Source organism: Psychromarinibacter sediminicola, from assembly GCF_029168335.1.
GTDB classification, from domain to species: Bacteria; Pseudomonadota; Alphaproteobacteria; order Rhodobacterales; family Rhodobacteraceae; genus Psychromarinibacter; species Psychromarinibacter sediminicola.
This window is the reverse complement of the sequence record NZ_JARGYC010000001.1, coordinates 133350-152438: the sequence shown is the minus strand read 5'-3', so window position 1 is coordinate 152438 and position 19089 is coordinate 133350. Positions and strand designations below refer to the sequence as shown.

General features: G+C 67.8%; 21 protein-coding genes. 7 read left to right on the top strand and 14 right to left on the bottom strand.

Features of this window, described 5'->3' with window-relative positions:
- Positions 1 to 165 precede the first annotated feature (165 nt).
- Entirely contained in the window at positions 166 to 1626 is a 1461-nt protein-coding gene (locus P1J78_RS00790; protein WP_275565400.1) for an AfsR/SARP family transcriptional regulator, read from the top strand.
- A gap of 3 nt (positions 1627 to 1629) precedes the next feature.
- On the opposite strand, the gene P1J78_RS00785 is transcribed toward P1J78_RS00790, so the two are convergent.
- Positions 1630 to 1881 carry a DUF7218 family protein gene (locus P1J78_RS00785; RefSeq protein WP_275565399.1) on the bottom strand — a complete coding sequence of 84 codons (252 nt, stop codon included), beginning with the start codon at positions 1879 to 1881 and terminating at the stop codon, positions 1630 to 1632.
- A 237-nt stretch (positions 1882 to 2118) separates the two neighbouring features.
- On the opposite strand from P1J78_RS00785, the gene P1J78_RS00780 reads away from it, so the two are divergent.
- From P1J78_RS00780 to P1J78_RS00765, 4 genes are all read left to right on the top strand, one after another.
- A complete protein-coding gene (locus tag P1J78_RS00780) occupies positions 2119 to 2304 on the top strand; it encodes a hypothetical protein (protein ID WP_275565398.1) in 186 nt (61 codons plus the stop codon).
- Between the two features lie 107 nt (positions 2305 to 2411).
- Positions 2412 to 4031, top strand: coding sequence for a peptide chain release factor 3 (locus P1J78_RS00775; protein WP_275565397.1), 1620 nt, complete (start codon positions 2412 to 2414; stop codon positions 4029 to 4031).
- A 186-nt stretch (positions 4032 to 4217) separates the two neighbouring features.
- Positions 4218 to 4712: a copper chaperone PCu(A)C gene (locus tag P1J78_RS00770; RefSeq protein WP_275565396.1), complete on the top strand. Its 495-nt coding sequence runs from the start codon at positions 4218 to 4220 to the stop codon at positions 4710 to 4712.
- A complete protein-coding gene (locus P1J78_RS00765) occupies positions 4666 to 5091 on the top strand; it encodes a hypothetical protein (RefSeq protein ID WP_275565395.1) in 426 nt (141 codons plus the stop codon). The genes P1J78_RS00770 and P1J78_RS00765 overlap by 47 nt, the downstream gene beginning before the upstream one ends.
- Positions 5092 to 5097: 6 nt before the next feature.
- Here the strand turns inward: P1J78_RS00765 and P1J78_RS00760 are convergent, their stop codons facing one another.
- Both P1J78_RS00760 and P1J78_RS00755 read right to left on the bottom strand, forming a co-directional pair.
- Positions 5098 to 5613, bottom strand: coding sequence for a hypothetical protein (locus tag P1J78_RS00760; protein ID WP_275565394.1), 516 nt, complete (start codon positions 5611 to 5613; stop codon positions 5098 to 5100).
- A 188-nt stretch (positions 5614 to 5801) separates the two neighbouring features.
- Positions 5802 to 5948: a hypothetical protein gene (locus P1J78_RS00755; protein ID WP_275565393.1), complete on the bottom strand. Its 147-nt coding sequence runs from the start codon at positions 5946 to 5948 to the stop codon at positions 5802 to 5804.
- 248 nt (positions 5949 to 6196) lie between these two features.
- Here P1J78_RS00755 and P1J78_RS00750 point away from each other — a divergent pair, with 248 nt between their 5' ends.
- Together P1J78_RS00750 and P1J78_RS00745 are read left to right on the top strand one after the other, a co-directional pair.
- On the top strand, positions 6197 to 7633 hold the full coding sequence (locus P1J78_RS00750; RefSeq protein ID WP_275565392.1) for a DEAD/DEAH box helicase: 1437 nt from the start codon (positions 6197 to 6199) through the stop codon (positions 7631 to 7633).
- 108 nt (positions 7634 to 7741) lie between these two features.
- On the top strand, positions 7742 to 8059 hold the full coding sequence (locus P1J78_RS00745; RefSeq protein WP_275565391.1) for a PilZ domain-containing protein: 318 nt from the start codon (positions 7742 to 7744) through the stop codon (positions 8057 to 8059).
- 228 nt (positions 8060 to 8287) lie between these two features.
- Here the strand turns inward: P1J78_RS00745 and P1J78_RS00740 are convergent, their stop codons facing one another.
- The 11 genes from P1J78_RS00740 to P1J78_RS00690 all read right to left on the bottom strand — a co-directional run bounded on the left by P1J78_RS00740 (position 8288) and on the right by P1J78_RS00690 (position 19033).
- Positions 8288 to 8707, bottom strand: a complete 420-nt coding sequence (locus P1J78_RS00740; protein WP_275565390.1) for an OsmC family protein — start codon at positions 8705 to 8707, stop codon at positions 8288 to 8290.
- Between the two features lie 67 nt (positions 8708 to 8774).
- Complete coding sequence (locus tag P1J78_RS00735; RefSeq protein ID WP_275565389.1) at positions 8775 to 10439, bottom strand: ribonuclease J; 1665 nt, start codon at positions 10437 to 10439, stop codon at positions 8775 to 8777.
- Positions 10436 to 11209 (bottom strand): type III pantothenate kinase, encoded by a 774-nt coding sequence (locus P1J78_RS00730; RefSeq protein ID WP_275565388.1) that lies wholly within the window; start codon positions 11207 to 11209, stop codon positions 10436 to 10438. The genes P1J78_RS00735 and P1J78_RS00730 overlap by 4 nt, the downstream gene beginning before the upstream one ends.
- A gap of 13 nt (positions 11210 to 11222) precedes the next feature.
- A complete protein-coding gene (locus tag P1J78_RS00725; protein WP_275565387.1) occupies positions 11223 to 11981 on the bottom strand; it encodes a biotin--[acetyl-CoA-carboxylase] ligase in 759 nt (252 codons plus the stop codon).
- Positions 11971 to 13410: an NADH-quinone oxidoreductase subunit NuoN gene (gene nuoN, locus P1J78_RS00720; protein ID WP_275565386.1), complete on the bottom strand. Its 1440-nt coding sequence runs from the start codon at positions 13408 to 13410 to the stop codon at positions 11971 to 11973. Before nuoN ends, P1J78_RS00725 begins: the two co-directional genes overlap by 11 nt.
- A gap of 4 nt (positions 13411 to 13414) precedes the next feature.
- Positions 13415 to 14983, bottom strand: coding sequence for an NADH-quinone oxidoreductase subunit M (locus P1J78_RS00715; RefSeq protein WP_275565385.1), 1569 nt, complete (start codon positions 14981 to 14983; stop codon positions 13415 to 13417).
- A 14-nt stretch (positions 14984 to 14997) separates the two neighbouring features.
- The gene (gene nuoL / locus P1J78_RS00710) at positions 14998 to 17100 is read right to left on the bottom strand and encodes an NADH-quinone oxidoreductase subunit L (RefSeq protein ID WP_275565384.1); all 2103 of its coding nucleotides are present in this window, start codon (positions 17098 to 17100) and stop codon (positions 14998 to 15000) included.
- A 4-nt stretch (positions 17101 to 17104) separates the two neighbouring features.
- The gene (nuoK, locus tag P1J78_RS00705; protein WP_275565383.1) at positions 17105 to 17410 is read right to left on the bottom strand and encodes an NADH-quinone oxidoreductase subunit NuoK; all 306 of its coding nucleotides are present in this window, start codon (positions 17408 to 17410) and stop codon (positions 17105 to 17107) included.
- A gap of 170 nt (positions 17411 to 17580) precedes the next feature.
- A complete protein-coding gene (locus P1J78_RS00700) occupies positions 17581 to 18015 on the bottom strand; it encodes a hypothetical protein (RefSeq protein WP_275565382.1) in 435 nt (144 codons plus the stop codon).
- Positions 18012 to 18626 (bottom strand): NADH-quinone oxidoreductase subunit J, encoded by a 615-nt coding sequence (locus tag P1J78_RS00695; protein WP_275565381.1) that lies wholly within the window; start codon positions 18624 to 18626, stop codon positions 18012 to 18014. The genes P1J78_RS00700 and P1J78_RS00695 overlap by 4 nt, the downstream gene beginning before the upstream one ends.
- Complete coding sequence (locus P1J78_RS00690; protein ID WP_275565380.1) at positions 18623 to 19033, bottom strand: carboxymuconolactone decarboxylase family protein; 411 nt, start codon at positions 19031 to 19033, stop codon at positions 18623 to 18625. The genes P1J78_RS00695 and P1J78_RS00690 overlap by 4 nt, the downstream gene beginning before the upstream one ends.
- Positions 19034 to 19089: the final 56 nt, after the last annotated feature.

The window sequence follows — 19089 nt, the reverse complement described above, 5'->3', positions numbered from 1 at the left end:
CGTCGGCACGATCCTTGGGGCAGCACGAAGGTTGGTTCACTGACGCATATTCTGCGCATAGACCTGCACGGCCCGTTCCGACTGACCGGGCCGGACGGGACGGACCTGACGCCGCGCTCCGCCAAGGCGCAGGGCACGCTGGCGCTGCTGGCGACGGCGCCCGACATGACGCTGCCGCGCGCGACGCTGAAGGACATGCTGTGGAGCGACCGGGGCCGCGAACAGGGCGGCGCCAGCCTGCGCCAGGTGCTGTCGGAACTGCGCCGCGCGCTCGGGCCGCTGGCCGATTGCCTGCTTGCGAACCGCCGCCAGGTGGGCCTGGACCCCGCGCGCGTCGCGGTGCCGGATGCGCCCGCCGAGGCCGGTGCCGCCCGCTTTCTCGACGGGATCGACATCCGCGACCCGGCTTTCGAGGCCTGGCTGGCCGAGCGCCGCGCCGCCCAGGGCGCGCGCATCGCCCCGGCCCCCGCCACCGAGATGCCGGACGGGCAGCGCCGGCTCCTGATGCTCAGCGACGCGCCGGCCGACGGGATGGAGCGGTTCTTCGCCGAAGGCTTCGCCGACAACGTGGCCCGCGCGCTGACCGAGCAGATCACGCTGCAGGTCCTGCGCGACACCGGCACCGGGCCGGCCGAGGTCGATCTGGTGCTGCGCACGCGGGCCAGCGTCGACCGGCAGATGGCCGGCCTGCGGGTGCTGATGGAATCCGGGCCGGGCGGCAACAGCCTCTGGTCGGGCACCGAATTCGTCGAGATGCAGGGCGCCCCGCCGCTCGATCACCTGAACGTCCTGCGGCTGATCCACGAGGCCAGCGACAGCGTCTCCGAGGCGCTGTCCGACACCGCCCGCCTCGGGGGCGACGAGTTCGATGCCTCCGTTACCGCCCGCATCGCGGTGCGCCGCATGTTCTCGATGCGCGCCGACGACCAGCTGGAGGCCGACCGCCTCCTCGAAACCGCCTTCGACCTGATGCCGCGCGGCGTGTTCCTCGCCTGGCGCGCGCTGTTGCGGATCATGATGCTGGTAGAGCGGCATTCGGCCTTCACCGACGACGCCGCCGCAGAGGCCGAGGCGATGGCCGCGCGCGCTCTGGAACTGGAACCAACGAATTCCATGGTCCTGGCCGCCGCGACCCATGCGGCGCTGGTCCTCGGCGGCGACACGACCGCGGGGATGGAATACGCCCAGCGCGGGCTGCGGGCGAACCGCGCCAACCCCTTCGCCTGGGACGGGCTGGCGATGGCGGCGCTCTATCACGGCAACGCCAAGCTGGCGCACCGGGCGCAGATGATCGGGCGGCACATCTCGGGCAACACGCCGTTTCTGCACTGGTTCGACATGGGCTGCGCGATGACGGCGACGACGCGGGGCGCGCTGGACGAGGCGCTCGACTGGGCGCGCAAATCCGCCGCCACGGCGCCCGACTTCCACCCGCCGCTGCGCTATCTCATCGCGCTCTACGCCCACTCCGGCCGGATGGAATCGGCGATCGACGTGGTCCACCGCCTGAAGCGGCTGGAGCCCGACTTCACCGTCGAGCGGCTGGTCGAGGACGAGGCCTATCCGGTGCTCGACCTGCGCCGCTCCGCCCTGCTGACGCCGCGCCTGATCGCCGAGCTGACCTGATCGCTAGCGCCGGCGCAGCGCCGCGATCAGTTCCGACTTGGTCATGCCCGACCGGCCCGCGACGTCCAGCTCCTGCGCCCGCTCGTACAATGCGTCCCTGGTCCAGTCCTCGTATTGCGGCCGCTTGCCGCCCTTCTTCATCGGCTTCTGCTTGTCGTTGGCCTTCGCATTGGCGATACGCGCGGCCTTCTCCTTCGACATGCCCTCGTCGCGCAGGTCTTCGTACAGGTCGTCGTCCTTGATCTGGTTCGGCATTGCCTTCTCCCTTTCTGGACCAACCGAGTAGCGGCGCCGATGTTCCGAACTCGCCTCTTGATTGAACCGCGCCGCGCGCGGCGACGACCCATAACCGGTTCGGCTGACGACCCACACGACCTTACAGATGCAAAGGATTTACCGATGACCTTTCAGCACCGATCGCTCGGCACCGCCGGTCTCGCCGTTGCCCTGGCCACCGTGCTTGCCCCCGCCGTCTCCGCGCAACTTCGCGTCATGCCCCCCGAACCCCCGGCGCCGGACGGCCGCATCATGATCGTCCGGCCCGACGCCAACGGCAGCAGCCGCTGCGAGAACAAGACCTTCTGCGGCTGCGGCGAGGCCTTCGTCATGTACGAGGAAGACGAGAACGGCAACAAGATCGAGGGCACCGAGGAATGGGGCTGCGACCCCAATCCGTGATCGCCGATCCCTGAAGCGCCATCTGCGACACGGCGCGCCTCCGCTCTCTGCCGGGCGGGGGCGGCGCCCGATTGCCCTTTGCCGGACCGTCGCATATATGCGCGCGCATGCTGGACCGTGCCTCGAACCTCCCCGACCTGCCCGCCGAAATCGCCCGGCGGCGCACCTTTGCCATCATCTCGCACCCGGACGCGGGCAAGACGACGCTAACCGAGAAGTTCCTGCTCTACGGCGGCGCGATCCAGATGGCCGGCCAGGTCCGCGCCAAGGGCGAGGCGCGGCGCACACGGTCGGACTACATGCAGATGGAGAAGGACCGCGGCATCTCCGTGTCCGCCTCGGCCATGTCCTTCGACTTTGCCAGCGGCGACCGCAACTACCGCTTCAACCTCGTGGACACGCCGGGCCACAGCGATTTTTCCGAGGACACCTATCGCACGCTGACGGCGGTGGACGCCGCGATCATGGTCATCGACGGCGCCAAGGGGGTCGAAAGCCAGACCCGAAAACTGTTCGAGGTCTGCCGCCTGCGCGACCTGCCGATCTTGACCTTTTGCAACAAAATGGACCGTGAAAGCCGCGATACCTTCGATATCATTGACGAAATCCAGGAAAACCTGGCGATCGACGTGACGCCCGCCTCCTGGCCCATCGGCGTGGGGCGCGACTTTCTCGGCTGCTACGACGTGCTGAACGACCGGCTGGAGTTGATGGACCGCGCCGACCGCAACAAGGTGGCCGAGTCGATCAAGATCGAAGGTCTGGACGACCCCAAGCTGGCCGACCACGTCCCGGCCCACCTGCTCGACCAGCTCCGCGAAGAGCTGGAGATGGCCAAGGAGCTGCTGCCGAAATTCGACCCGCAGGCGTTTCTCGACGGCACGCTGACGCCGATCTGGTTCGGCTCGGCCATCAACTCCTTCGGGGTGAAGGAGCTGATGGACGGCATCGGCAAGTACGGGCCTGTGCCCCAGCCGCAATCGGCCAACCCGCGGCAGATCGGCCCGGACGAGACCAAGGTGATGGGCTTCGTCTTCAAGGTGCAGGCCAACATGGACCCCAAGCACCGCGACCGCGTGGCCTTCGTCCGCCTCGCCAGCGGTCACTTCACCCGCGGCATGAAGCTGACGCACGTGCGGTCCAAGAAGCCGATGACGATCTCGGCGCCGGTGCTGTTCCTTGCCTCCGACCGCGAACTGGCGGAAGAGGCCTGGGCCGGCGACATCATCGGCATCCCGAACCACGGCCAGCTGCGCATCGGCGACACGCTGACCGAAGGCGAGGCGCTGCGCGTCACCGGCATCCCGTCTTTCGCGCCGGAGCTTCTGCAGAACTGCCGCGCCGGCGACCCGATGAAGGCCAAGCACCTGGAAAAGGCGCTGATGCAATTCGCCGAGGAAGGCGCGGCAAAGGTGTTCAAGCCCAATATCGGCTCGGGCTTCATCGTCGGCGTCGTCGGCGCGCTGCAGTTCGACGTGCTGGCGAGCCGGATCGAGATGGAATACGGCCTGCCCGTCCGCTTCGAGCCGTCGCAGTTCACCTCCGCCCGCTGGGTCACCGGCCCGAAACAGGCGGTGGAAAAGTTCGTCGCCGCCAACAAGCAGCACATCGCCCACGACAACGACGGCGACATCGTCTACATGACCCGCCTGCAATGGGACATCGACCGCATCGAGCGGGATCACCCCGAGGTCACCCTGTCCGCGACGAAAGAGATGATGGTCTGATCCCATCCGCCCACCGCCGGGCGCTCCCCTCTCCTGGACAGGGGGAGGGTCAGGGAGGGGGGGCGCGCGGCCGCCGCCGGGCGAGACGCCGGGACATCCGACTGTCGCAATAATTTCACCGAACCGGATATGGACGCGCCGGCGCAGACGACGTTACGTGATAGCATCACAACAAGGAGCCCGACCATGCGCCGCCTGCCCCTCGCCCTTGCGACCCTCGCCTGCCTCTCGCTGCCCGCCGCGGCCCAGGAAAATCACGACAATCACGACGACCAGGACGACCACCTCGCCGAGGCCGACGGCGTCCGCATCCTGCACGCCTGGGCCGTGCCCGAGGACGGCGCGGTCCGGATCTACATGGAGATCGAGAATACCGGCGACCGCACGCTGACGCTCACCGGCGGCGAAACCCACGACGGCGCCGCGCTGGCGCTGATGGCCACGGAACTGCAGGCCGAGGGCGGCGCCGTCCCGCTCGGCGAATTTCCGATCAAGGCGGGCACCGAGATAGACCTCGACCCCGGCGGGCTGTATCTTGTCCTGAACCCCGCGTCCGACCTCGCCGAAGGCGACCGTTTCGCGGCGCATGTGGACCTCGAACCCCTGGGAGAGGTGGAGATTGAAGTCGACGTTCTTGCCCCTGGTACTCGCCAGCATCCTCACGCCGGCCATCGGCATTGAGCCCGCCCGCGCCGGCGATGGCTGGGACCTGCTGGGCGCCATCGAGATTCGCGAGACGGAACATAACGGCCGCTGGGCGGTGGAAAAGACGTTCCCCGAGGCGCTGCGCGCCGCGAAGGACGGCTTCCGCATCACCGGCTACTACGTACCCGTGCAGGCCCAGGCCTATGTCCGCAGCTTCCTGCTGGTCCCCGATCCGGCAGACTGCCCGTTCTGCGGCGGGGGCGGCTATGGCCCGACGCTGGAGGTGCAGATGCGCAAGGCGATGCCCGACATCGCCGAGGGCACGCAGATCACCGTCGAGGGTACGCTGCGCCTGATCGACAGCGACGAGACCTACCAGTCGGCGATCCTGACCGAGGGCGTCCTGCTGGACTGAGCCGCCCTATCCGTCCGCGCAGCCGCCCGGTGCCGCCAGCTCGAACGGCCCGGCCCGCGTCGTCCCGCCGGCCCGGTCTGTCGCAGAAACCGTCAGGACCCCGGTATGGGGCGCCGCCGTCGTTAGGCTCAGCACCACGCTGGTGCGCAACTGCCCCTCCTCCACGGGCGTGACGCGCAGTTGCACCCGCTCGTCCCCCGGCACGCCGCCTTCGCTCAGCGCGATGTCCGCGCCGCCGGGGGTCGTCCGCACACCCTCCGCCGCCAGCGTTCCGGTGAACCGCAGATGCGCCGCCGCCAGCCCGTCCAGGTCGAAAAGGCTGATGCCGATCTCCACCGGACCGTCAACGACCACGCAGGACCTCAGCGGCAGCGGCAGGCTCTCCGCCGCCGCTGCGGCGGCGCGCGCGGTGACGCTGACGCGCGGCCCCTCGCCGCCCTCCGGCCGGGGGCCCACCGTGCCGCAGGCGGCCAGCGCAACGCTCGCGGCACAGAAACCCGCTATCCTGAGAGATGGCGTCATGGGCAGAGCCTAGAGCATGTCGCACAAATCTGGGAACCGGATTTCTGCGCCTCGAACATCAATATGTCAGCGCGTCGGGCGACCGCGCAGGAACGCGACACGCTCTGGCACACGCAAACGTCCCCGGATAGGCCATGCCCCCCGGACCGGCCGGGGGACAGGCGACAGCCGCGATCGTGCAATCCCGCTCAGGCTTCGTTGCCCTCGGCCTTCCGGCGCTCGGCGAGGTCCTGGGCGCGGCCGGGGCGGCGCGTCCAGAAGACGAAGATGAGATAGACGATCGCCAGCACCGCCATCGTCGCGGCGCCCGGCACAAGATACGGGTTCAGGTTCATCGGTGGCTCCTCACTGCTTGCCTGCACCATCCTGCGCGCATCTTTCCGGCCGTTCTGTGGCAGGACGGCGACGAGTCGTTGACGGCCCGCCCCGCGCCCGGCGCGCCCGCGCTGCTGCCCCGGCGGAAAACTTGACGCACAGGCAGCGATCGCCTATGTCCGGCCCACGTCGAGGGCAGGCAATCCGGCCTGTCAGGCCGCCCGAGGTATGCGGCCGTTCAACGCGCCGCAAACACCGAAAGGGCTACATGACCGACTTTACCGAACTGGGGCTTTCTCCCAAGGTTCTCCGCGCCGTCACCGAGGCGGGCTACGTAACACCGACCCCGATCCAGGAAGGCGCGATTCCCCCCGCGCTGGAGGGCAAGGATGTCCTCGGGATCGCCCAGACGGGCACCGGCAAAACCGCCAGCTTCACGCTGCCGATGATCTGCAAGCTGGCCCGCGGCCGCGCCCGCGCCCGGATGCCGCGCAGCCTGGTGCTCTGCCCCACGCGGGAACTGGCCGCGCAGGTGGCCGAGAATTTCGACACCTATTCCAAGCACGTGAAGCTGTCGAAGGCGCTGCTGATTGGCGGCGTGTCCTTCAAGGAACAGGACCAGCTGATCGACAAGGGCGTCGACGTGCTGATCGCCACGCCCGGCCGCCTGCTCGACCATTTCGAACGCGGCAAGCTTCTGCTGACCGGTATCGAGATCATGGTGGTGGACGAGGCCGACCGCATGCTCGACATGGGCTTCATCCCGGATATCGAGCGGATCTTCTCGCTGACGCCCTTCACCCGCCAGACGCTGTTCTTCTCGGCGACCATGGCGCCGGAGATCGAGCGCATCACCAACACCTTCCTGTCGGCCCCCGCCCGGATCGAGGTGGCGCGCCAGGCCACGGCGGCCGAGAACATCGAACAGGGCGTGGTGATGTTCAAGGCGTCCCGCCGCGACCGCCTGGCCACGGAAAAGCGCGCCGTCCTGCGCGCGGTGATCGAGGCCGAGGGCGAGCGCTGCACCAACGCGATCATCTTCTGCAACCGAAAGGTCGATGTCGACATCGTCGCCAAGTCGCTGAAAAAGCACGGCTTCAATGCCGAGGCGATCCATGGCGACCTGGACCAGTCCCAACGGACCCGCACGCTCGACGCCTTCCGCGATGGCTCGCTGCGCCTGCTGGTGGCCTCCGACGTCGCCGCCCGCGGTCTCGACATCCCGTCGGTCAGCCATGTCTTCAACTACGACGTCCCCTCGCATTCCGAGGATTACGTCCACCGCATCGGCCGGACCGGCCGCGCGGGCCGCGACGGCAAGGCGATCATGATCTGCGCCCCGGCCGACGAAAAGAACCTCGCCGGCATCGAGAAGCTGATCGAGAAGGACGTCCCGCGGCTGGAAAACCCGCTGAAATCCGCCGCGCCGGACACCGCCGAGGCGGAGGATAAGCAGGACGACGCGCCGAAAAAGACGCGCAGCCGTTCGTCCCGCGGGCGAAAGGCCGACCAGCCGCGCGAGGAGACGGCGCGCGAGGACAATCCGCAAGAGAACAAGCCCCAAGAGAACAAATCCCAAGAAAACAAGCCGCGCGAGGGCAAGCAGCCGCCGCAGAAAAAGCGCGACGACAACAACGTCGTCGGCATGGGCGACCACCTGCCGCAATTCATCGCAAAAAGCTTCGAGGAACGGCGCGCAAGCTGACCCGCGCCGCGACGCGGGCGCGATCTATCACCGCGCGACTTAACGCTTTTTTCAGAGGCTTGGCATTAGCTATCCCCCGAACCCGGAACGGTTGCCGAAGGGGATGGAATGGCGGGACTTGCGGACAAGCTCGATGACGGCCGGGTGGGCCTGACCCTGCCCTGCCGGGTCATCGCCGGGGACCGCACGGTTCCGGCGACGCTGGCGGATCTGTCCTATGGCGGCGCCTGCATCGCGGCGCCGCACCTGCCGGAGGACGGGCCCCGGGCAATACAGGCGATCGAGGTCGACGCGCTCGGCACGTTCGACGTCATCTTCCGCTGGCGCCGGGGCGACCGGATCGGTGTCTCCTTCCGGCTGGACCACGACGCGAAACCGCGGCTGGAGCGGTATTTCGCGACCTGCGAGACCGGCGCGCCGGCCTGATCCCCCACGCGCCGCACCGTCGCCCGGGGGCGGGCGCGCCGGCAGAAGGCCGCATATCCTATGGAACCGGGGCGATACCGTCACGGTGCCGGGCAACCGTCCACCCAACACGGCCGGCATCAGCCCCAAATGCGCCGCCCTTTTCGGAGGGCGCTTCGCACAAGGGGCCCGGCATCTCCGGGCCCCGGCCGGCCGCGCCGGGCGAAGCGCCCTCTCGGGCCAATCAGACTATGACAGCGTCGCGTCCAGCGTGATCTCGGCGTTGAACAGCTTCGACACCGGGCAGCCTTCCTTGGCCTTGCCCGCCGCCTCCTTGAAGGCGTCCTCGTCGCCGCCCGAAACCCGGGCCGTCACGTCCAGATGCACCTTGGTGATCGCCCCCTGCCCGGCGTCGAGCGTCACCGTCGCCGTCGTCTCGATCGACTCCGCGGTCATCCCCGCCTCGCCCAGGATGTTCGACAGCGCCATCGAGTAGCAGGCGGCATGCGCCGCCCCCAGAAGCTCCTCGGGGTTGGTGCCCGCCTCGCCCTCGAACCGCTTGGCAAAGCTGTAGGCCTCGTCGCTCAGCACGCCGGTCTGAGTCGAGATCGTCCCCTTGCCGTCCTTCAGCCCGCCGGACCACTTGGCCGATCCTGTCTTGGTAATCATCACGTTCCCTCCTGTGAGTTCTGCCCGTCTCAGGTAGCCCCGCCTCGCGCGATGTCACCCAGTCGTCTTACGTCAACCGGCTGATCACCACCGTCACCTCGGGCTTCTTGCCGATCTCGTCGAACGCCGCCTTGCGGACGATCCGCCGCATCGCGTCGTCCAGCTTGCCGTCGTCGCGCAACGTCTTGCGATCCGCGCGGTACAGGAAATCGCTTAGATAGGCCTCCAGCGCATCGACGAGCGGCGCGCCGTTCCGGGTCTTTTCCGGCAGCCCCATGATCTCGCACCACGGGTCGCCCAGCAGCTCGTCCTCCTCGAGAATCAGCGTCACCATCGCATGCCCGTTCAGCGCCATCCGGATCCTGTCCCGGACGATCCCGTCGAACGCGCCGATCTGCATCGCCCCGTCGAGATAGGTTCGCCCGGCCTCGATATGCTCCACCACCCGCGGCGCCGCGCCGGTCAGGTCCAGCATCGTTCCGTTCGGCGCCACGGCGCCAGGGATCCCGGCCTCGTCCCCCAGCTTCACATGCGCCCGCAGATGCCGGTGCTCGCCATGCATCGGGATCAGCATCTTCGGGGTCAGAAGCCGGTGCACCCGCGCCAGGTCCGGCCGGTTCGCGTGCCCCGACACATGATAGGCGCCCGAGGAGTCGTCCACCACGTCCACGCCCATCGCGCTGAACGCATTGACGATGCGCAGCACGCTCGTCTCGTTGCCCGGGATGGTCTTGGAGGAGAACAGGAACAGATCGCCCTCCTTCAGCTCGAACCCCAGATACTTGCCGCGCGACAGCTGCGCCGTCGCCGCCCGCCGCTCGCCCTGCGAGCCGGAGGTCAGCAGCATCAGGTTCTGCCGCGGGATGTCGGCGGCCTCCTCGGCCGGCACCACCTTGGGAAAGTCGGTGACGATGCCGGTATCCTGCGCCGCCGTCACCATCCGCCGCATCGCCCGGCCCAGCAGCACCACGGAGCGCCCGGCGCGCTGCCCCGCCTCGGCCAGCGTCTTCAGCCGCGCGATGTTCGAGGCGAAGGTCGTCGCCGCCACCAGCCCCGGCGCCCCGGCCACCAGTTCTTCGATCCGCGGGCCCAGCTCCGACTCCGACCGCCCGGGATGCTCGCTGAACACGTTGGTCGAATCGCAGATCAGCGCCTGCACGCCGTCCCGCGCGATCTCGGCCCACATCGCCTCGTCGAACGGCTCGCCCACGCCGGGGGTCAGGTCCAGCTTGAAGTCGCCGGTATGCACGACGCGGCCGTGCGGCGTGTCGATCACCAGCCCCGCGCTTTCCGGGATCGAATGCGACACCGGCGCAAAGCCCACGCGGAACGGCCCCGCCTCCACCGTCTCGGGCCAGGCGGACACGGTCTTGACGACCTCCTGGTCGAGCCCCGCCTCCTCCATCTTCATCCGCGCCAGATGCGCCGTGAAGGCCCGCGCATAGACCGGCGCCTTCAGCCGCGACCACAGATGCGCGACGGCGCCGACATGGTCCTCGTGCGCGTGGGTGATGAAGATCGCCTCCAGCCGGTCGGCCCGCGCGGCCAGCCAGTCGATGTCCGGCAGGATCAGGTCGACGCCCGGCGTCGTCTCCATGTCCGGGAAGGTCACGCCCAGGTCCACGAGGATCAGCCGTTCGTCGTCCTCCGGCCCCACGCCGTAGACATAGGCGTTCATCCCGATCTCGCCGGCACCGCCGAGGGGAAGGTAGATCAGGCGGCTCTCGGTCATGCATGCTCCATGTTGTAACGGTGGATGACGGTCAGCCCGTGCATCGTCAGGTCTTCCTCGATATCGTCGAACAGCACGTCGCCCTGCGCGAAGAGCGGCGCCAGCCCGCCCGTGCCCACAACGCGCATCGGTTTCTCGTACTCGGCGCGGATGCGCTCGGTGATCGACTGCACCACGCCCACATAGCCCCAGAACACGCCCGACTGCATGCAGGCCACGGTGTTGGTCCCGATGACCTTCTGCGGCTTCGTCACGTCCACATGCGGCAGCGCGGCCGCCGCCATGTGCAGCGCTTCCAGCGACAGGTTCACCCCCGGCGCGATCACGCCGCCCACATAGGCGCCGTCATGCGCCACCACGTCGAAGGTCGTCGCGGTGCCGAAGTCCACCACGATGATGTCGCCGCCGTGCCGGTCATAGGCCCCGGCGCTGTTCACCAGCCGGTCCGGGCCGACCTGCGTGCCCGGATCGACGCGCGGCGCCGTGGGCAGCAGGCAGTCGGGCTTGCCCACGACCAGCGGCCGCGTGGCGAAGTAGCGGTCGCACAGGACCCGCAGGTTGAACACCACGCGCGGCACGGTGGACGAGATGATGACGCCGTGGATGTCGATGCGGATGCCCCGATGCTCCATCAGCTGCGAGAACCAGACATAGTACTGGTCCGCCGTCCGCTGGTGCTCGGTCGAGGTGCGGAAGGTGGCGACGAACTCGGCGCCGTCCCAGACCGCGAAGACCGTGTTGGTGTTGCCGCAATCTATGCAGAGCAGCATGTCCGCCTCCCCCTCAGAAATACACGTCCGCCGCCGCGATACTGCGCCGGCCGGCCGCGGTGCGCAGGACCAGCTGGCCCGCCGCGTCCACCGTCTCGAAGGTGCCCGTGACCGCCTCGGTCGGCAGCCGGGCGGTCACCGGCTCGCCCAGCCGTGCGGCGCGCGCCAGCCAGGCGTCGCGCACGGGGGAGAAGCCGTAGGTGACGAACCGGCTCTCCCATTCGGCGAAGGCGGGCGCCAGCACCGCGAGGAAGTCCGCAGGGCTGACGCGCGCGCCGGTCTCCTCGGCCAGCGCCACCGGCCGGACGGCGCCGGGCTCGACATCGTCGGCGCCGGGCGCCGTCGCCAGGTTCACCCCGACGCCGATGGCCACGCCGCCCCGCGGCAGGCTCTCCAGCAGGATGCCGGCCACCTTGCCGCCGTTCAGCAGCACGTCGTTCGGCCATTTCAGCCCCAGCGCCTCGGTCGTCGCGCCGCAGGCGAGAAGCGCCTCGTGAAGGGCCAGCGATGCGGTGAAGGAGCGCAGGGCCGCCTGCGCCGGAACCCCGGCCGCCGGCAGCACCACGGTCGCCGCGAAGTTCCCCTCGGGGCTGACCCAAGCCCGTCCCCGGCGTCCGTGCCCCGCCGTCTGCCGCCGCGCCATGATCCAGGCCGGCGCGCGCAGCTCCGGCGCGCGGCGCCGCGCCTCGGCCATGGTGCTGTCGGTCTCGTCCAGGACGATCCGGTCGGCGCCCCCGTCGGTTGCCCCGCGCCAGCCCGCGTCAGTCGACAAGGGCCGATGCCGCCGCCGCCGCCGGGCCCTCGATGCCGAACAGGTTCACGACGCCCAGCACCATCACCGCCGCGGCCACCATCAAAAGCGCCCATTGCGTCGGCGCCATGCCGCTGTCGAGCGCCTCGGTCTCCTCGCCGAAATACATGTAGTAGACGATCCGCAGGTAGTAGAAGAGCGCGATGACGCTGGCGATCACGCCGGCCACGGCCAGCCACGCCATGTCCGCATCCACCGCCGCGCGCAGCACGTAGAACTTGCCGAAGAAGCCGACCAGCGGCGGCACGCCCGCCAGGCTGAACATCAGCACCAGCACCGCCAGCGCCTTCAGCGGCTCGCGTTTCGAATACTGGTTCAGCGCCCGGATATCGGTGACCACGCGCCCGTCGCGCGACATCGACAGGATGAAGGCGAAGGTGCCCACGTTCATCGTCACGTAGATCGCCATGTAGACCAGCATCGCCTGCACGCCGAAGGCCGTGCCCGCGGCCAGGCCCATCAGCGCGAACCCCATGTGGTTGATTGACGAGTACGCCATCAGCCGCTTGATGTCGCGCTGCCCGATCGCCGCGACCGCGCCCAAAAACATCGAGGCGACCGACAGGAAGGCCACGATCTGCCCCCACTCCGCCGTGATGCCGCCGAAGGCGTCATGCACCAGCCGCGCGAACAGCGCCATGGCCGCCACCTTGGGCGCGGTGGCGAAGAAGGCGGTGATCGGCGTCGGTGCGCCCTCGTAGACGTCCGGCGTCCACATGTGGAACGGCACCGCCGAGACCTTGAAGGCCAGCCCCGACACCAGGAAGACAAGCCCGAACAGCAGCCCCAGCGGCAGGTCCTCGGCCGTCGCCGCGCCGATGATCCCGGCGAACTCGGTGGTGCCGGCATAGCCGTAGGTCAGCGACGCGCCATAGAGCAGCAGGCCCGAGGACAGCGCCCCCAGCACGAAGTATTTCAGCCCCGCCTCGGTCGACTTGGCGCTGTCGCGCCGCAGCGAGGCCACGACGTAGAGCGACAGCGACTGCAGCTCCAGCCCCATATAGAGCACCAGCAGGTCGCCGGCGGAGACCATCACCATCATCCCCACGGCCGCCAGCGCCACCAGCAGCGGATACTCGAACCGCAACAGGTCGCGCTTGGCCATGTAGTCGTGGCTCATCACCAGCACCGCCGCCGCGGAGACCAGGATCAGGATCTTGGCGAAACGCGAGAAGGCGTCGTCCACGAACAGCCCGCCAAAGGCCGCCTGCGCCCCGTCGCCGTTGATCCCGATGAACAGCGCCAGGACCAGGAAGATCGCCGCCGTGGCCCACAGTATCGCCGGTGCCGTGCGGTCCTTGCCGGTGTAGACGGCGAACATCAGCGCCGCCATGGCGAAGACGGCCAGCACGATCTCGGGCAGCAGGATGTTGAAATCGGCAGAGGTCATTGGCTCAGTGCCCCGTCTCTTCGGAAACCGCGTTCTCGGCGACGGTCGTCGCGCCGCCGTCCCAGGCCGCCACCGCGTCCCGGTTGTCGGAGATCAGCGCCTCGACCGACGGCCCGATGACATCGGTCACCAGGCTCGGATAGACGCCCAGGATCAGCGTCGCCGCCACCAGCGGGGCAAAGATCGCCTTCTCGCGCCGCGTCATGTCGGTGATCGAGCGCAAGCTCTCCTTGATCAGGTCGCCCATGACCACCCGGCGATAGAGCCACAGCGCGTAGGCCGCGCTCAGGATCACGCCCGTGGTCGCCACGGCGGCGACCCAGGTATTCGCCTGGAACATCCCCATCAGCGTCAGGAACTCGCCGATGAACCCGGAGGTCCCCGGCAGGCCGACATTGGCCATGGTGAACAGCATGAAGATCAGCGCATAGGCCGGCATCCGGTTCACCAGCCCGCCATAGGCGTCGATCTCGCGCGTGTGCATCCGGTCATAGATCACGCCGACGCAGAGGAACAGCGCGCCGGAGATGAAGCCGTGGCTCAGCATCTGGAAGATCGCACCGTCGATCCCCTGCTGGTTCGCCGTGAAGATACCCGCGGTGACATAGCCCATATGCGCGACCGAGGAATAGGCGATCAGCTTCTTCATGTCCTGCTGCGCCAGCGCCACCAGCGAGGTGTAGACGATGGCGATGGCCGACAGCCACAGCACGAACGGCGCCAGCAACTCGGAGGCCACCGGGAACATCGGCAGCGAGAAGCGCAGGAAGCCGTAGCCCCCCATCTTCAGGAGGATCGCCGCCAGCACCACCGACCCCGCCGTCGGCGCCTGCACGTGCGCGTCGGGCAACCAGGTATGCACCGGCCACATCGGCATCTTCACCGCGAAGCTCGCGAAGAAGGCGATCCACATCAGCGTCTGCACGCCGCCGACGATCTGGACGCCCAGCAGGCTGAACGTCTCCGAGCCGAAGTTGTGGGTCAGCAGCGTCGGGATGTCGGTCGTGCCGGCATCCACGAACATCGCGATGATCGCCACCAGCATCAGCACCGAGCCGAAGAAGGTGTAGAGGAAGAACTTGAACGAGGCGTAGATCCGGTCCTTGCCGCCCCAGATGCCGATGATCAGGAACATCGGGATCAGGCCGCCCTCGAAGAACAGGTAGAACAGGATCAGGTCCAGCGCCACGAAGACGCCGATCATCAGCGTCTCCAGCACCAGGAAGGCGATCATGTATTCCTTCACCCGCACCGTCACGTTCCAGCAGGCCAGGATCGTCAGCGGCATCAGGAAGGTCGTCAGCATCACGAACAGCACGCTGATCCCGTCGACCCCCACCTTGTAGGTCAGGCCCAACAGCCACTCGCGCTCTTCCACGAACTGGAAGCCGGTGTTCGAGGGGTCGAACTGGGCGATCAGGAAGATCGAGATCAGGAAGGTGATCGAGGTCGCGATCAGCGCCAGCCACTTGGCATTGCGCTGCGCCGCCTCATCTTCCCCGCGCAAGAACAGCGCGAGGATCGCCGCCCCGAGGAGCGGGATGAAGGTGATCATGGAGAGAATATTATCCATAACTCAGACCCCGCTCAGCTCAGCACCATCCAGGTGACGAGGATCACGATCCCCAGCACCATGGTGAAGGCATAGGTGAAGATGTAACCCGACTGCACGCGCCCCGCGAGCCGGGTGAAGAAGGGCACCACGCCCATCGCCAGCCCGTTCAGGAAGCCGTCGATCGTGCCCTGGTCGCCCCGCCGCCACAGCGCGCTGCCAAGCCACCTGGTCGGTCGCACGAAGACGAAGTCGTAGATCTCGTCGAAATACCACTTGTTCAGCAGGAACAGGTAGAGCGGCCGCTGGTTCTCGGCCAGCCGGCGCGGCAGCGAGGTGTCGCGGATGTAGAACAGCCACGCCACGGCCAGCCCGATCAGCATCGCGATGAAGGGCGATACCTTGACCCAGGCCGGGCTGTGATGCGCCTCGTCCATCACGTGGTTGTCGGGATGGGTGTAGATCGCGCCGCCGCCCGGCGTCCAGCCTGCGGCATGGGCCTCGCCCTGCGCATCCGCCTCGGCGTCCGCGGCTGCTTCGCCGTGATCGTCCGCGGCCGCGGCCTCTTCGCCATGCGCGTCCCCGGCCTCGACCGTCTCGTGCGCCGGCACGCCGTAGAACCGGTTCACCCGGTCATGGTCGCCGAAGAACGGCCCGTACCAGACCATCCCCGCGAACACCGCCCCCAGCGCCAGCACGCCCAGCGGCACCAGCATGGTCATCGGGCTTTCATGCGCATGCTCATGCGTGTGCTTGTCGCCGCGCGGGTTGCCGAAGAAGGTCAGGAAGATCAGCCGCCACGAGTAGAAGCTGGTGAACATCGCCGCGATCACCAGAAGCCAGAAGGCATAGGTGCCCACGCCGGTATGCGCGCCGAACGCGCTCTCGATGATGGCGTCCTTCGACAGGAACCCGGCGAACCCGATATGGGTCAGCGGAATGCCCACGCCGGTGATCGCCAGCGTGCCGATCAGCATCGCCCAAAAGGTATAGGGGATCTTGTCCTTCAACCCGCCATAGTTCCGCATGTCCTGCTCGTGATGCATCGCGTGGATGACCGAGCCGGCGCCGAGGAACAGCATCGCCTTGAAGAAGGCATGCGTGAACAGGTGGAACATCGCGGCCGAGTAGACGCCCGCGCCCGCGGCCACGAACATGTAGCCCAGCTGCGAACAGGTCGAATAGGCGATGACGCGCTTGATGTCGTTCTGCACGAGACCCACGGTCGCCGCGAAGAAGGCCGTCGTGGCGCCCAGCACCACGATGAAGGCGGTCGCCGCCGGCGCGAATTCGTACAAGGGCGACATCCGGCACACCAGGAACACGCCCGCCGTCACCATGGTCGCGGCGTGGATCAGCGCCGAAACGGGCGTCGGGCCCTCCATCGCGTCCGGCAGCCAGGTGTGCAGGATCAACTGCGCCGACTTGCCCATCGCCCCGATGAACAGCAGCACGCCGATCAGGTTCGCCGCGTTCCACTCCTGCCACAGGAAGGTCAGGTTGGTCTGCGCCAGCTCGGGCGCGCTCTCGAACACGATGTCCATCTGGATCGAGTCGGTCAGGAAGAACAGCGCGAAGATGCCCAGCGCGAAACCGAAATCGCCCACCCGGTTGACGATGAACGCCTTGATCGCCGCCGCGTTGGCAGAGGGCTTGCGGAAGTAGAAGCCGATCAGCAGGTAGGAGGCGAGGCCCACGCCCTCCCAGCCGAAGAACATCTGCACCAGGTTGTCCGCCGTCACCAGCGCCAGCATCGCGAAGGTGAAGAACGACAGGTAGGCGAAGAACCGCGCCTTGTAGTGCTCGCCCTCGCGGAAATTCTCGTCATGCGCCATGTAGCCGAAGGAATACAGGTGCACGAGCGCCGAGACCGTAGTGACGACGATCAGCATGATCGCGGTCAGCCGGTCCAGCCGGATCGCCCAGTCCGCCGCCAGCGTGCCGCTCTCGATGAAGCGGAAGATCTGGATCTGCTGGGTCTCGCCGTCGAACGAGAAGAAGACGGCCCAGCTCAGCAGGCAGGCCAGGAACAGCAGGAAGGTCGCGGTCCACTGCGCGGCGTACTCGCCGATCAGCCGCCAGCCGAACCCCGCGATGATGGCGCCGAGAAGCGGCGCGAAGAGAATGATCGGCTCCATCGGCTCAGCCCTTCATCACGTTGATGTCTTCGACGTCGATGGTGCCCCGGTTGCGGAAGAAGCAGACCAGGATCGCCAGGCCGATCGCCGCCTCCGCCGCGGCGACGGTCAGCACGAACAGGGTGAAGACCTGCCCGACAAGGTCGCCCAGATAGGCCGAGAACGCGACGAAGTTGATGTTGACGGCCAGCAGGATCAACTCGATCGACATCAGCAGGATGATGACGTTCTTCCGGTTCAGGAAGATGCCGAAAATGCCGATGACGAACAGTGCCGCGGCGACCGCCAGGTAGTGTTCAAGTCCGACCATGTCGTCCCTCGTGTCTCTTCTTCTTGTCCCGCCGCCGCCTGACGGCGGTGACGATCAGCGCCAGCAGTCCCAGCAGCGGCAGGAACGGCGCCATCTGGTCCATCACGCCGCCCCCGGCGCCCCGCGCCGCCGGCCATGCCGCAGCGCCCGCCGATGTGCAACCCGGCCCGTCATTCCAGCGGCTCGATCAGGTCGCAGGCGCAGGAGCCCAGCGTGCGCTTGGTCCGCGCCACGCCCGCGCCCAGCATCTCCAGCTCCTCGGCCACCCGGCGCATCGTGTAACGGCCCGGCCCGTACACCATGTCCTCATAGCGGTCCTGGACCTGCTCGAAGTTGTAGCGGGGCATGACGATCATCAGGTCGGTCCCGGACGGGCAGTGCTGCAGCGCGACGCGCTCGGGCGAGCCGTCGGCGTTGTAGACCTCCCACGAGGCAAAACCGGTGCCCGCCTCGCGCAGATAGATCGGCCCCATCGACGGACCGGCGTCCTCGTAGGAAACGAGACGGCCGGTGGCATAGTCGAAATAGCAGGGCGGCGGCGGGGTGAGGGCCGCCGCACCGCCCGCAGTCAGCGCCAGCAGCGCTATGGCGCCGGCCAGCTTCAAAGCCCCTGCCCCGGCTTCACGTCGCGCACTTCCATCGCCTTCGCGGGGTCGCGATACATCTGCGCCAGGATGTCCTGCCGCTTGATCCAGGTGCGGTGCCGCAGGGTCAGCACGATCGCCCCGATCATCGCCACCAGCAGGATCAGCCCGGCCAGCTGGAACAGGATGATGTAGTCGTCGTAGATCAGCTGCCCCAGCGCGCGAGTGTTATGCACCGCCGCCGGCTCCGGCGTGACCGCGGCGCGCAGGCCGTCGGCATTCTCCGCGAAGGTCCAGGTGCCGAAGACCAGCCCCAGCTCCATCAGCAGCACCACGCCGATCAGCAGCGCCAGCGGCATGTATTTCGCCATCTCGCCCTTCAGCTCGGCGAAATCGACGTCCAGCATCATCACGACGAACAGGAACAGCACCGCCACGGCGCCCACATAGACGATGATCAGCAGCATCGCCACGAACTCGGCGCCCAACAGCACGAACAGCCCCGCCGAGGACAGAAACGCCAGGATCAGCCACAGCACCGAATGCACCGGGTTGCGGCTGACCACGGTGAACAGGCCGGCGGCCACGACCACCACGGCGAAGACGTAGAAGGTGAAATCGGCCACGGTCATGCTTGTCCCTCCTTGCCCTCCAACAGGACCTCGCGGGCGAGGTTCATCGCCTTGGTCATCGCGGGCACGCCGCCGAACATGCCGGCCAGCGAAATGGTCTCGGTGATTTCCTGCTCCGTCGCGCCCGCTTCCCGGGCATGGCGCACGGTCAGCCGGATCTGCGCCTCGGCCTGCGCGCCCAGGATGGTCAGGCCCTGCAGCGTCTGCAGCAGCTTGGTCTTGGCGTCCAGCCCCTCGGGGTTGTAGGTCCGGCCCCAGAACGCCTCCATCACGTCCTTGGGCATCGTCGGCCACATCTTCTCGATGGCCGTGGGGCTCCAGGATTCCATCATCGGCCCCATCGCCGAGGCCCAGTCCTGCCCCATCTTCATGAGGTCCTCGAACGGGTTCTTCGGTCCGTCGGTCATCACCAGGTCCCCGACCAAGAATTTTCGAAAATTCTTGGCAAAATTCTTCGAAGAAT

What these genes read in the sequence shown, in the direction of transcription:
- P1J78_RS00755 (WP_275565393.1), bottom strand. Translation starts at nt 5,948, where the DNA reads ATGAACCTGAACCCGTATCTTGTGCCGGGCGCCGCGACGATGGCGGTG.
- P1J78_RS00715 (WP_275565385.1), bottom strand. Translation starts at nt 14,983, where the DNA reads ATGGATAATATTCTCTCCATGATCACCTTCATCCCGCTCCTCGGGGCG.
- P1J78_RS00775 (WP_275565397.1), top strand. Translation starts at nt 2,412, where the DNA reads ATGCTGGACCGTGCCTCGAACCTCCCCGACCTGCCCGCCGAAATCGCC.
- P1J78_RS00745 (WP_275565391.1), top strand. Translation starts at nt 7,742, where the DNA reads ATGGCGGGACTTGCGGACAAGCTCGATGACGGCCGGGTGGGCCTGACC.
- P1J78_RS00760 (WP_275565394.1), bottom strand. Translation starts at nt 5,613, where the DNA reads ATGACGCCATCTCTCAGGATAGCGGGTTTCTGTGCCGCGAGCGTTGCG.
- P1J78_RS00770 (WP_275565396.1), top strand. Translation starts at nt 4,218, where the DNA reads ATGCGCCGCCTGCCCCTCGCCCTTGCGACCCTCGCCTGCCTCTCGCTG.
- nuoL (WP_275565384.1), bottom strand. Translation starts at nt 17,100, where the DNA reads ATGGAGCCGATCATTCTCTTCGCGCCGCTTCTCGGCGCCATCATCGCG.
- P1J78_RS00735 (WP_275565389.1), bottom strand. Translation starts at nt 10,439, where the DNA reads ATGACCGAGAGCCGCCTGATCTACCTTCCCCTCGGCGGTGCCGGCGAG.
- P1J78_RS00750 (WP_275565392.1), top strand. Translation starts at nt 6,197, where the DNA reads ATGACCGACTTTACCGAACTGGGGCTTTCTCCCAAGGTTCTCCGCGCC.
- nuoK (WP_275565383.1), bottom strand. Translation starts at nt 17,410, where the DNA reads ATGGTCGGACTTGAACACTACCTGGCGGTCGCCGCGGCACTGTTCGTC.
- nuoN (WP_275565386.1), bottom strand. Translation starts at nt 13,410, where the DNA reads ATGACCTCTGCCGATTTCAACATCCTGCTGCCCGAGATCGTGCTGGCC.
- P1J78_RS00730 (WP_275565388.1), bottom strand. Translation starts at nt 11,209, where the DNA reads ATGCTGCTCTGCATAGATTGCGGCAACACCAACACGGTCTTCGCGGTC.
- P1J78_RS00690 (WP_275565380.1), bottom strand. Translation starts at nt 19,033, where the DNA reads ATGACCGACGGACCGAAGAACCCGTTCGAGGACCTCATGAAGATGGGG.
- P1J78_RS00695 (WP_275565381.1), bottom strand. Translation starts at nt 18,626, where the DNA reads ATGACCGTGGCCGATTTCACCTTCTACGTCTTCGCCGTGGTGGTCGTG.
- P1J78_RS00780 (WP_275565398.1), top strand. Translation starts at nt 2,119, where the DNA reads ATGCCCCCCGAACCCCCGGCGCCGGACGGCCGCATCATGATCGTCCGG.
- P1J78_RS00740 (WP_275565390.1), bottom strand. Translation starts at nt 8,707, where the DNA reads ATGATTACCAAGACAGGATCGGCCAAGTGGTCCGGCGGGCTGAAGGAC.
- P1J78_RS00785 (WP_275565399.1), bottom strand. Translation starts at nt 1,881, where the DNA reads ATGCCGAACCAGATCAAGGACGACGACCTGTACGAAGACCTGCGCGAC.
- P1J78_RS00790 (WP_275565400.1), top strand. Translation starts at nt 166, where the DNA reads ATGACGCTGCCGCGCGCGACGCTGAAGGACATGCTGTGGAGCGACCGG.